At 45.3% G+C, this 12,516-nt stretch carries 10 protein-coding genes; 5 read left to right on the top strand and 5 right to left on the bottom strand.

Annotated features, from left to right (window positions below):
* Window positions 1-48: 48 nt before the first annotated feature.
* Together H6F56_RS15960 and H6F56_RS15955 are read right to left on the bottom strand one after the other, a co-directional pair.
* Window positions 49-1,236 (bottom strand): glycosyltransferase family 4 protein, encoded by a 1,188-nt coding sequence (locus tag H6F56_RS15960; protein WP_190669836.1) that lies wholly within the window; start codon window positions 1,234-1,236, stop codon window positions 49-51.
* 265 nt (window positions 1,237-1,501) lie between these two features.
* Window positions 1,502-3,127: a DUF2079 domain-containing protein gene (locus H6F56_RS15955; RefSeq protein WP_190669834.1), complete on the bottom strand. Its 1,626-nt coding sequence runs from the start codon at window positions 3,125-3,127 to the stop codon at window positions 1,502-1,504.
* A 270-nt stretch (window positions 3,128-3,397) separates the two neighbouring features.
* On the opposite strand from H6F56_RS15955, the gene H6F56_RS15950 reads away from it, so the two are divergent.
* Window positions 3,398-4,573, top strand: a complete 1,176-nt coding sequence (locus tag H6F56_RS15950) for a histidine kinase (RefSeq protein ID WP_190669832.1) — start codon at window positions 3,398-3,400, stop codon at window positions 4,571-4,573.
* 155 nt (window positions 4,574-4,728) lie between these two features.
* On the opposite strand, the gene H6F56_RS15945 is transcribed toward H6F56_RS15950, so the two are convergent.
* Window positions 4,729-4,953: a hypothetical protein gene (locus tag H6F56_RS15945; RefSeq protein ID WP_190669830.1), complete on the bottom strand. Its 225-nt coding sequence runs from the start codon at window positions 4,951-4,953 to the stop codon at window positions 4,729-4,731.
* Between the two features lie 356 nt (window positions 4,954-5,309).
* Here H6F56_RS15945 and psbQ point away from each other — a divergent pair, with 356 nt between their 5' ends.
* Together psbQ and H6F56_RS15935 are read left to right on the top strand one after the other, a co-directional pair.
* Window positions 5,310-5,759: a photosystem II protein PsbQ gene (gene psbQ / locus H6F56_RS15940; protein WP_190669828.1), complete on the top strand. Its 450-nt coding sequence runs from the start codon at window positions 5,310-5,312 to the stop codon at window positions 5,757-5,759.
* A gap of 189 nt (window positions 5,760-5,948) precedes the next feature.
* Window positions 5,949-7,070, top strand: coding sequence for an NAD(P)/FAD-dependent oxidoreductase (locus tag H6F56_RS15935; RefSeq protein ID WP_190669827.1), 1,122 nt, complete (start codon window positions 5,949-5,951; stop codon window positions 7,068-7,070).
* On the opposite strand, the gene H6F56_RS15930 is transcribed toward H6F56_RS15935, so the two are convergent.
* A complete protein-coding gene (locus tag H6F56_RS15930; RefSeq protein ID WP_190669825.1) occupies window positions 7,067-7,423 on the bottom strand; it encodes an FHA domain-containing protein in 357 nt (118 codons plus the stop codon). The two genes, H6F56_RS15935 and H6F56_RS15930, sit on opposite strands and share 4 nt — an antisense overlap.
* A gap of 269 nt (window positions 7,424-7,692) precedes the next feature.
* On the opposite strand from H6F56_RS15930, the gene H6F56_RS15925 reads away from it, so the two are divergent.
* Complete coding sequence (locus tag H6F56_RS15925) at window positions 7,693-8,181, top strand: hypothetical protein (RefSeq protein ID WP_242032019.1); 489 nt, start codon at window positions 7,693-7,695, stop codon at window positions 8,179-8,181.
* A 37-nt stretch (window positions 8,182-8,218) separates the two neighbouring features.
* Here the strand turns inward: H6F56_RS15925 and H6F56_RS15920 are convergent, their stop codons facing one another.
* On the bottom strand, window positions 8,219-10,291 hold the full coding sequence (locus tag H6F56_RS15920; RefSeq protein ID WP_190669823.1) for a prolyl oligopeptidase family serine peptidase: 2,073 nt from the start codon (window positions 10,289-10,291) through the stop codon (window positions 8,219-8,221).
* 109 nt (window positions 10,292-10,400) lie between these two features.
* On the opposite strand from H6F56_RS15920, the gene H6F56_RS15915 reads away from it, so the two are divergent.
* Window positions 10,401-12,230, top strand: coding sequence for a bifunctional serine/threonine-protein kinase/formylglycine-generating enzyme family protein (locus H6F56_RS15915; RefSeq protein ID WP_190669821.1), 1,830 nt, complete (start codon window positions 10,401-10,403; stop codon window positions 12,228-12,230).
* The last annotated feature ends 286 nt before the right edge of the window (window positions 12,231-12,516 follow it).

The raw sequence follows: 12,516 nt of genomic DNA, 5'->3' as shown, positions 1-12,516 counted from the left end.
TTTTTATAAGCCGGCGAGAAGCCGGCCCCACAAATTGATATTCTTTGCTTACCATGTCACCTGCACTCGCTCTTGAACAACGCGCCGGTAGACGTTCTCAGTCTGTAGCGCCAGCTTTGGCCAATTAAACCGGCGTTCCAAATCCTCGTAAGCATTATCAACCAGCCACTGGGCGTAACCAGGGTTCTTCAACACCTCCAGAATGCCCCAAGCTAAAGAATGGTAATTATTCACCCAAGTCACGATGCCGGTTTTGGTGTGCTGCACTACCTCTGGTAAACCGCCGGTATCTGAAACGACAACCGGCACCCGCGCCGCAAAACTTTCTAGTGCCACAATGCCAAAAGGTTCGTAGAGACTTGGGAAAACCGCACAATTGGCGATTGCCTGAAATTTATGCAAATCATCTTCGGGCATAAAGCCGGTGAAATAGCAATCATCCCAAATCCCAATATCCCAAGCGGCTTTCTTCAAATGGTCAGTCGGGCCACCGCCAATAATCACAAATTTAACACGACCCCCCATTTCCCAAATCACCTTGGGCGCGGCACTTAGCAGGACAGACACACCTTTTTCATAGCTCATCCGGCCTACATAGTAGACGATTCTCTCATCATCAGCAGCAAAGCGCCGGCGGAAGTTCCAAGCGTCAAATTGGTGCAAGCGCGGTTTCTTCTCCGAACGGATGCCATTGTAAATCACATCCACCTTGTCCCACGGACTATTTAACGCCAACGCCACCTCTCGCCGCATATAGTCGCTACAGACAATGACACGCCACGCGTTATAAACCAAATCTTTTTCTTTGTCGCTAATGTAGCGGTTTTCATCTTTGTAGATGCCGTTATACCGGCCATATTCTGTGGCGTGGATCGTGGCAATGAGGGGCACCTTAAAATTGTGCTTCAGGGCAATTGCCGCATCTCCCACCAGCCAATCATGGGCGTGGATTAAATCAAAAGGGCCTTCTTCTAACATCAACTTGCCCCCATGATGGCCCATGCTTATATTCATGTTGCCAATCCACTGGAAAAAGTCGTGATTGTGGCCCACCGGCACCCGATGCACCCGAATTCCATCCACCACCTCATACATGGGTGCTTGGCCGAACTCTACGGTGATTAAATGAACCTCATGTCCCAACTTCACCAATTCCGGATATAACTCTGCTACATGGCGGGCAATTCCTCCTACAAGTCTGGGTGGAAATTCCCAACTCAATACAAGAATTTTCATCGTTTTAAATCTCAATCAAGGATTTCTAGAACTTTACATAAACTTATGAATGTTTATTACCTTAATATCCCCAGAATGGCACAAAAAAAATCCTTCCGCATAAACTCTTTTGAGGGAATGACTGGTTAGAGGCTAGAGGAAGCAGAGAGGAACGATGAGAGATGGGAAAGTGGTACGTTTCTCCACTTTCCCCCATCCCTCGCCTGTGGGGAATGACCACAGACTCGCCTATACCTTTAGGTTGGCGCAGCCTTGCCCCATCCTTCTAGAGGGGTTTCTGCAAGATCGGTTCAATTTCTTTGCGAAAAGCTTGCCATGCGGCTACAGCAGCCGGTTCAGTAGCCGTACCTTTTTGCATAAAAATGACGCCATCTTTAAAACCAACAATGCCATATTCTCCGTTCCCCGTGACCTGCTCGATCACCGGCACCATTTCCTTCGTCAATTTATGCCGATCACTTTTAAAGGCAACTTGGTACTGCTGTAATTGCCACAAGTCAGCAATCGCATAGTCAACTTTCTCAATTTCCCTGGCATCATTGCGTAGCTGTAAATCAGGGAAGCGAAGGATTTCTCGCCGGCTAGACAGATGGGGCACAATATAGGTGCTGGCAGAAACGCTGGCATCCGGTGGAATTTGTTTTAAAAATGAGCGGATACAACCCACATGATGCCACTGTCTAGGCAGTGACACATACACCAATGGCTGAATGGAATCTGGGATTAGGAAAGAAAACGTTCGATTCGGGTTGGAGGTTAAGGAAAATATCAAGGAAAGGCCGATACAACCCGTCCAAAACCGTCGAAATGATGGCTTTTTAAACCATTCTGGATGGTGGTGCCACCAGAGAATTGCGCCGTAAAATAGCCCTGGTACAACTGCCATTGCATAGCGAATATTAATCGCGATTGAAGACTCGCCGCGCTGCATGAAAATTTGCAGTAAGGGAAATCCAGCAATTGCCCAAGAAGCCGGTGAGATTGCCGGCACAAATGCCAAGGGCAACCATTGACCTAGCAAATATTTAATCGTGCCAAAAAATGGTGAGAATAATTCTGCAATCAATCGCCACGGTTTACTGATAATAGCCCAAAGAACATCTAGCGTAGTGGCTTTGTCATTGTCTACAAAGTGACCAAACCGCTCTATCATGAACCGGCGAGAAATATCGTGGGAAAATAACGGCATGATTGCATTGGTGAGAATCACCATATAGGCAAAGCTGAGGGTGCATACAGCTAAGCCAACGCGGGGAAATCGCTTGCTGACAATTGCATAAAAACCGACGCCAAATAAGATAACTCCGCTATCTTCCCTAACGGCTAAAATCAAAATTGCCAAAAGCCAAAATAGCCACCACCAGCGTTTTTCCATCGCCAGTAGCAGCCCAAATACAAACAGGGGGATCTGACAGAGGTCGTGGAAGTTTGATAAAGTTGGGCCAATTATGGCATTGGCTGCATAAAAGCTAACGGCGATCCGGGCTGATAAAGTCGGCTCTAAATACTCTCTAGCTAGTAAATACAGCACCCCGCCGGCACAGGTGACTAATGTTACCTGCAATATAATCAGGGTCACGGGAGAGGGAAACAGGGCGTATAGAGGCAGCCACAGCAACAAAGCTGGGGTAAAATGCTGCCCTAGCCGGTGGTAAAAAACCTCTGGAACTTGACCATCGTGAACGACGTTGGTTGATAGGGTAGAAGAGAGAGAACTTTGAAAGAAACGCCCATGAATGCCATTCCAAAAGACCTGGTTAAAAATTCCTTGGTCATAGGAGGCGTAGAAACTGAAGTGCCGGTGCAGCGTGAAGATTAGGCTGAGGACAAAAAACGCAGCCGCAACACTCACGACTAACCGCCAGGGATCTTTATGCAAGCGCAACAACATCACTCACTCACTTTGACAGAATGTTAAGGCTCTCATGTTTAACTCATCGGCTCAAGATATCCCTGCTGTGTCACCTCCCCATGATGGGTTGTCGCCCACTCACACACAATGCCATACCAACGACAGATGCGTAACATGATGATTTATACACCCAAACAGGTTAATTTAGATATATAAAGAAAAAAGAAAGATATTTTCCTGGGCAAGGTTCAATTAGCCCGCAGTGAAAAATGCGTAACCTATTTACCAGCGTTGCTCAAAAGGGATTGGATGTTAGCATCTTTTGAAAAGCCTACCAACTCTGATGCACCTTTACAGCTGCTGCTGTTTGTAGATAAACGTCCGAACTCCCGGCACCACATCCGGCAAATTCGCCATTATCTGCAAGAAGTGAAGACAGATTACCCGTTTGAGCTGCAGATCGTTGATGTGGGAGAACACCCCTATTTAGCAGAACACTTCAAACTCATCGCCACGCCGGCGCTGATTAAAATCCATCCTGAACCTAGGCAGATTCTAGCCGGCTCGAATTTGGTTGGCCAATTAGAAAATTGCTGGTCGCGGTGGCAGCGCTGTGTTGCCGATTACATGGTTCACTTAAAGTCTAAAGCCGAATCAGTCGAATCGGTCACTTCAGAAACCTGTATCAGTTCGGTGACTTATTCGGCGGAAATGATGCGACTGTCGGACGAAATTTTTTGTCTCAAGCAAGAAAAAGAAGAACTGCTCGATCAGCTACAGTTCAAAGACCGGCTAATTGCGATGCTAGCGCACGATCTCCGCAATCCCCTCACGGCAGCCTCGATTGCGCTAGAAACCTTAGAGACTAATTATGCGCCCCAAAATGGCAGAAATTTTAGCTTAACGCCGGCTTTAACTGCTCAGTTAATAAAACACGCCCGCACTCAAACCCGTTTTATTAACCGAATGATCACCGAGCTTCTGCAAGCGGCGAACGGTTCAAATGCTCAATTACGCATTCACCCCAAACCGCTCAATCTTGTCAATCTCTGCGAGGATGCGATTGAACAATTTCAAGATCGCTTAAGCCAAAAATCCCAGGTTTTGAAAACAGATATTCCCAGCGATTTACCTAACGTTTATGCGGATCAAGAGCGGGTGCGCCAAGTAATCGTTAATCTTTTAGATAATGCCATTAAATATACGCTTGAAGGCGGCATCATTCAAGTCTCTGTGCTTCACCGCACGACTCAAAAAGTTCAGGTAAGTATTTGCGATAATGGTTTGGGAATTCCTAAGGAAAATCAACAGCACATTTTTGAAGACCATTTCCGCCTAAAACGCGATGAAACTCAAGACGGTTATGGAATCGGTCTTTCTTTGTGCCAGCGGATCATTCGGGCGCATCACGGCCAAATTTGGGTAGATTCTGTTCCCGATCAAGGCAGTTGTTTTCACTTCACGCTGCCGGTTTATCGGAAATAAACATTTATTTTAAAAAAAGTTTAACTGTTTAATATATTCCAGGTTATCGCTTAAGGATAAAGGAAAAATTCTGAAGGCATGAATTTTGAGTAAGATTTCTCAATTCAAATTCACGAATTCAAAATTTTCTTCCCTTTTCTTTAATTTATTAAAATTTAATCAATCAGTTTCAGCGTTCCCCGACGCACGCAGTAGAGTATCCGGGTAATAATTGCTTGATGGTCTTCACTAAGGGAATTACGCAACAGAGCCTCTTGCAGGAGATAGCAATCTTTCCGGGTGATGCTGCTTGTACTCAAGCTGCGAGCAAATAATTCTTCGAGCGTAACTGAACTAAAGCTGATTCTATCTATGCTTTCCAGCAGAGCCTGAGATTTCATTGTTCTACGCAAACTCGATTCGTTCAATATGCTTGATTGCTTGAGCGTAGGAGGTGATGTGTTCCATGAATGTTTGTGAAAAGATATTGCTATCTCGGTGACAAAAGTCATTGACAGATATAAAATAATTTAGTATATAGATGGCTCAATTTGCTACCTACGCCAATCAAAACGTTCTGGGCAAGCGGGGTACTTAAGTTAAGGTTGTCATTGAGAAGAGAAGCCCGCGCTGTAGTCCTTAGGAGTCTGTGTGGCTCATTAGATTATTTATCCTTGGCAACGAAGTGCCGATTTGTGCCCCCCCATGTTGATATATTTTTGTTGGCAAGACTATTCAGTAGTTAATCGCAAAAATAATGTTTACCGCACGCTATCGTTCAATTCTGGCCGGCATTCTGGCAATTCTGACTGTATTTGTGGTCAGCTGTAGCAGTCCGACAGCAACCAAGCCTCCCACCTACACCACGGCTCAAATTGAGCAAATTCACAAATACGTCCCAAAAATCACTGATTTGCGCGATCGTATGGGTGCACTCCCAAGCCTGCTCAAAAACCGCGACTGGGTAAATGTGCAGACGTTTATTCATGGCCCCTTGGGCAGCCTGCGTCAAGACATGGCCTACCTCAGCCAAAATCTCCTTCCCAAAGAGCAGTCGGCAGCACGTCAAGCAGCTAAAGACATTTTTGTTCATCTAGAAGCGCTTGATAAAGCCGCTCAAGAGAGCAACTATGAAGTAGCCGTGCAAAATTTTGGGGAAGCGATGAAGGATTTCAACGCCTTCTTGCAAGCAATTCCCCAAGTGTGATCGAGTTTAAAGTTTAAAGTTTGGAGTTTAGATTGAGCTTTTAAATCTAAACTCTAGACTTCTTTCTGAAATGAACTCACAACTGTAGAGCAAATCTTCCACATTTTAAGTTTGATCGCTCTAGTGCAGATAGATACAAGTAAACCGCCACTGTCCCACTCTCCTCCACTCGCCTGCTAGATTAAATTAATGAGTCATGTTGCAGTTATCGGGTGCGGTGTCGTTGGGGCGATGATCGCTTATGAACTTAGTCGGCTTGAGGGGTTAAAAATTACGGTACTCGACCGGCAACCCCCGGCAGAGGCGGCTACGGGCGCGGCCCTCGGTGTTTTAATGGGCGCGATTTCTCAGAAAGTGAAGGGCAGGGCGTGGAAAATGCGCCTTGCGAGTCTGCAGCGCTATGAAACGTTAATTCCAGAGTTAGAGAAGCTGACGGGTCGCCAAATTCCTTACAACCGGCAGGGCATTCTGATGCTATGTTTTGCGGATGAGGAGATGGCCAGGTGGCAAATATTGGCGGATATTCGACAGTCGCAGGGTTTGGCGTTAAAAATTTTAGATAAAACTACGGTTAAGTCTAACTTTCCGCAACTTGGTTGCCAGCAGCTGATTGGCGCAATTTATTCGCCCCAAGACCGGCAAGTTGATCCGGTGGCGCTAACGCAAGCTTTGGTTGACGCTGCGAGGCGCAATGGCGTGATATTTAAGTTTGGCGTAGCGGCGGAAGAATTTAATCGGGCCACAATGCCGGATGATCAGCAGGTTTGTCGGCACATTTACACAACAGCCGGACTCATGCCGGTAGACTGGGTTGTGCTCGCTGCCGGTTTGGGTTCCACCCAGCTAAGTTCAGCATTAAAACAGCCGATTGAGATTAAACCTGTGCTGGGGCAAGCCTTGCACCTGCGCTTACGGCATCCTTTAGGGCGTCGGGATTTGCAGCCGGTGATCACCGGCGATGATGTGCATATCGTGCCTTGTGGCACCCAATCGCAAGCTGCCGCAGATTATTGGGTGGGGGCGACGGTTGAGTTTCCTGAAAATGGAAATGAGCCGGTGGCTGATGCCACACAGCTTGAGGCAGTTTTGCAGCAAGCGATCGCTCTTTGCCCAGCTTTAGCCGAGGCTGCTGTGATTAGAAAGTGGTCGGGTTTGCGCCCTCGCCCGGAAGGACGCCCCGCGCCGGTGATTGGTCATTTGGCCGGCTATTCTAATGTTTTACTCGCCACCGGCCACTATCGCAACGGTGTTTTACTCGCGCCGGCAACTGCTCAAGCTATCTGCCAGCTGATTGCCCCCAACCCTGCCTAGCCGGCCAATACCTCCTTTGCCGGCAAGATTTTTGGCGTATTTTTAAATACATTTGCCCCCACTTTTATTTGTAGCTGAGGGCCAGAACGCGCCAAGCGCAAAAGCATTCCATCCACAACCGGCGCTTGGGTGATGAGATTTTCATCCGAATAAGTTCCATTCCCGCCTAAATTTAGAATCTTCCATTTGCAACCTTTGCGCTGCAATTCAACGTGGTAGCGGGAAACCACAGCGCTATGAATAATCACATGATTATCAGATGATCGCCCGATGCGAATCACTGATTCGTCTTCAAAAGTCCAACTTTGAGTCGGTAGATTAGGAATTCGATGCACCAAGATCAGAGTAATCACGATCCACCCCGGAGAATTAAGTGAGTATACTCATCAAGTGGCGACGAAATTATCAAATCAAATGTTTCTCTAAAATTGTTAATTTTAATCTCACAAATCGTTAAATTTTCTCGATTTTTTCTGTAGAAATGCGGAAATTTAAATTTTATACTTTCTATAAATTTGGGGGAAATACTGAAAAATTAGCTGTAGTTGTGGCTACATCTGCAAACCTTTGTTGTATATTACGAAATGTTAACTACTTGGAAAAATAGTTAGTTCCTAATCCCATGAGTATGTCTACAAAGCCTTTCGGTAAACCGCGTCCCCTGTGGCGAGTGATTTTCCTATCTGGACTTAGCCTGCTGCTGTACTATGGCTGGTACAAGTGGATTATTCAAGAAGAGTTGCGCCGGTATAATGGTTACGGTTGGTCTGGTACGCGATGTTTATTGCCGTTTGTATTAGGTATTATCATTCCTCAATTGCTGCGGATTTTTGATCCTGATGTTCCGGGATGGTTCGGATGGTTTTCTCTACTGGGAATAGTCTGGATTTATATTGTGCAATTCAAGCTTTATCACACAGTCAATCAACTCTACCGGCAAGCCGGAATGAAAGAACCGCTTGTTGTTTGGTGGATGTTTATACCGGGATTAAATTTAATTGTTGGATTGCGACAAATTCATTTTTTAAGCGAGTTTTGGGCAAAAGAACAAGGGCTGACAGTCAAAGATACCATCGCTGAAGCTTTACCTTTCCTGTCAGCCAATGTTTAGCAAGTAAGTTGGAGAATTTCTGCCTTACCTAAGAGGATTAGTTAACAGCGATATCGAGTGTTCGCACTAAAAAAGCCCACTTGTCGGCAAGTTCTTCGATAATTTTAGCAGTGGGTTTACCGGCACCGTGTCCAGCTTTGGTTTCAATGCGAATTAACACCGGCTTCTCGCTTTGATGTGCTTCTTGTAAGGCAGCGGCAAACTTAAAACTGTGTGCCGGTACTACCCGATCATCATGATCCGCTGTAATAATTAGGGTTGCTGGGTAAGCAGTTTCAGGCTTAAGATTGTGCAGCGGCGAATACTGATGCAGCACTTGAAATTCTTCGGGGTTTTCTGGGGAACCATATTCAGAACACCAAGCCCAACCGATGGTAAATTTATGGAATCGTAGCATATCCATTACACCGACTGCCGGCAGTGCAGCACCAAATAAATCGGGGCGCTGAGTCATGCAAGCACCGACTAATAATCCTCCATTACTGCCGCCACCAATTGCAAGTTTTTCTGGGCGAGTGTAGTGGTTATCAATCAGCCATTCTGCTGCCGTAATGAAATCATCAAAAACATTTTGCTTATTTAATTTCATGCCGGCTTGATGCCAATCTTCGCCATATTCCCCACCGCCGCGCAGATTAGGAATTACCAAGACTCCGCCGAGTTCTAACCACACCAATTGTCCGACTGAAAAGCTAGGTGTCAGGGAGATATTAAAGCCCCCGTAGCCATAGAGATAGGTTGGGTTATTACCATCTAAGTTTATTCCCTTTCTGTAGGTAATAAACATTGGTACTTGGGTGCCATCTTTGCTAGTATAGAAAACTTGTTTGGTTTCGTAATTATCGGGATTGAAATCAACATTTGGCTGACGGAAAAGGGTACTCTTCCCGCTGATCATGTCGTAGCGGTAAATCGTTGCCGGTGTTGTGTAGCTGGTAAAACTGTAAAAAGTTTCTGTGTCGTAGCGCTTGCCATCAAAGCCGCCGGCTGAACCAATTCCGGGTAATTCCACTTCTCGGACAAACGCGCCATCTAAGTTAAAGATTTTAACGACAGTTTGGGCATCTTTTAAATAATCAGCGACAAACTGATTATTAAGTAAGCCAACGCCTTCCAGAACATCATCAGATTGGGGAATAATTTCTTGCCAGTTTTCCTTCGCCGGCTTGTTGATATCAATGGCAATTACCCGTCCACGGGATGCATCTAAATCTGTGCGAAACCAGAAAAGTGAGCCATCGTTATCCATCATGTTATAACTGGCTTCAAACTCGCTGATCAGTTCGATGATTTGAGCATCTGAGTTGGTTAAATCTTTGTAGAAAACCAGATTTTTAGGGTCAGTTCCACGCCAAACAGAAATGACGAGATATTTGCCATCTTCGGTAACACCGCCGGCAAACCCCCATTCTTTTTCGTCGGGACGCTCATAAATTAACACATCTTCAGATTGAGAAGTGCCGAGCCGGTGATAGAATAGTTTTTGGTAATAATTAACATCTTCTAATTGGGTCTTTTCGTTCGGCTCATCATACCGGCTATAGAAAAAGCCTTGAGCATCGTGAGTCCAAGAAGCGCCAGAAAATTTAATCCATTTCAAATGATCGGAAAGATCGTTGCCGGTTTCAATATCCCGCACTTTCCACTCTTGCCAATCCGATCCAGAAGAAGATAAACCATACGCTAAAAATTGCCCATCTTCACTGATAGATAAACCCGAAAGCGCAACCGTGCCATCTTCAGAAAGTTTATTCGGATCTAACAATAATCTTGGTTCGTCGTCAAGGGATGTTAACGTGTACAACACACTTTGGTTTTGCAATCCATCATTTTTAAAATAAAAATATCGATTGTTTTTTTTGAAAGGAATGCTGTATTTTTCGTAATCCCAAAGTTGGGTAAGGCGTTGTTTGATTTTTTCTCGTGCGGGAATTTGCTCAAGGTAGCTAAATGTAACTTGATTTTGCGCGTCAACCCAAGTTTTTGTTTCCTCTGAATCGGGATCTTCTAGCCATCGGTAAAAGTCGGCAACCGGCGTTCCGTGATAATCATCAATTTGATCAGCTTTGCGGGTTTTTGGATATTCTAGAGCTTGATTGGAATCTGACATGGTGAGGAATTTGAATCAACACTGTCCAGTTTAGCGTTAGAAAGACATAGCAATTGATGATGACCCGATGGCAGAATAGAGACAACCCCCACCGCCTTTCGCCTCTGCCATGCCTTATTGTCTCAATCCCTCCTGTCAGAAACCACAAAACCCAGATGGCACAAATTTCTGTGTTAGTTGTGGCACAAAATTGGTGCCATTGCTCAGAGGGAGATACTGCATAATTTCTGCACTGGGTCAAGGGGGTTTTGGCAAAACTTATTTAGCAGAAGACGAAGACCGGCGCAAAGCAATTTGTGTGGTCAAACAGTTTTCACCCTCGCCGGCCATTCAAACCTCTGCGCCGGCACTACAAAAGGCAATTGAACTGTTTCATCAAGAAGCCGAACGACTGTTGCACTTAGAAGATCATCCCCAAATTCCAACGTTATTTGCCTATTTTGAGCAGGATACTTATCTATATTTGGTGCAACAGTACATCAAAGGGCAAACTTTAATTGAAGAACTCGAAGAGAAAGGAACGTTCAGCGAAGCAAAAATTAGAGAATTATTAAATGATTTGTTGCCGATTCTTCAGTATGTACACAATCGCCCAGTCATTCACCGAGATATTAAACCAGAAAATATCATTCGCCGGGTAAGTGATGGCAAATTAATCTTAATTGACTTTGGAGTGGCTAAACAAATGTCTGGCACTTCATTAAGTCAGCAGGGAACACTCTTAGGAACTCCCGGCTATGCGCCAATAGAACAAGCAATGCGAGGTGTGGCCTATCCGGCGAGTGATTTGTACAGTTTAGCGGTAACTTGCATTCGGTTAATGACCGGCATTTTCCCAGATTTAGATGGATCAGATGAGCTGTACGATCCTTTAGAAGCCTGTTGGTTATGGCGAGAAAAACTGCCACGTGGCACAACTGTTAGCACTCAATTAGGAGAAGTTTTAGATAAGCTGCTCCAAGATTATGTTAAAGATCGCTATCAATCAGCAACCGAAGTGTTAGAAGCCTTGAATGTTCAGCCGGTTGCTCCCAGAAATCTTACAATCCTACCAACCTCAACCCCCACTACATTTGTCCAAGGTGGTAGAGGGAAAGTCAATTTACAATCTTTTAACTTTGAAGTGGTGACAGTGGATGCGTCGGGAAACCCCATTAACCTACAGCGCCACGAAGCCGAATACTTTGCCGAAAATCTGGGAGGCGGAGTAATTTTGGAAATGGTTTCTATCCCGGGGGGGACTTTCTGGATGGGTTCACCCACTACTGAAAAAGAGCGTGACGACAGCGAAAGTCCGCAGCACAGGGTCACTGTAGCGCCCTTTTTTATGGGAAAATCTGCCGTTACTCAGGCGCAATGGAAAGCGGTTGCGTCTTTACCTAAAGTTAAACAATATTTGAGTCTAGAACCCTCCCATTTTAAAGGAGCAAACGCGCCGGTTGAATACGTCACCTGGCACGATGCTGTAGAATTCTGTGCGCGACTTACTAAAAAAACAGGCCGATTTTATCGCTTACCCAGCGAAGCTGAATGGGAATATGCCTGTCGCGGGGGAACAATTACACCCTTTCACTTTGGCGAGACAATTACCTCAGATTTAGCCAATTATGACGGGAATCATACCTATGCTTCTGAGCCAGAAGGTAAGTCTCGCCACGTAACAATGTTGGTGGAGAGTTTTCCACCCAATGCCTTTGGACTTTATGATATGCACGGGAATGTCGCGGAATGGTGCGCCGATCCTGGGCATGAAAATTATCATGGTGCGCCGGTTGATGGCAGTGTGTGGGATGCCGGTGGAAACAAACAATACCGGATGCTGCGTGGTGGTGCTTTGACCGAGTCCCCCGGCAATTGTCGCAGTGCTGGTCGCGCTAGGGAGGAGCCTAATAGCGGATGGAAGAATTGCGGTTTTCGCGTGGCTGTTTCTTTGGTGTAGATTACTGAATCATTGTGCCTTTTTCTCTAGGTGGAAATGTGGCGATCTGCAAACAAAATTTACTGATGCCGGCTCATTGTTTCTAAAGCTAAATACTGTCTAGGAAATTAGTCGGCCTTTTTTGAAGGGCTATATATGGCGGCAGCTTTCTCATTATGTTTATAATACCACAAACTTCAAATTTTCTGTATTTTTTCACAAAAAATTTTATGCCAATATCCCATACAAATAAATTGGAATATCCCGCATATGCCTGCGTTTATCTGCGTTTATCTGCGATTAAAAA

The sequence above is a fragment of the Microcoleus sp. FACHB-672 genome, from assembly GCF_014695725.1.
Lineage (GTDB): Bacteria > Cyanobacteriota > Cyanobacteriia > Cyanobacteriales > Oscillatoriaceae > FACHB-68.
The sequence above is the reverse complement of the archived record's forward strand: the minus strand, read 5'-3'. Positions and strand labels throughout refer to the sequence as shown.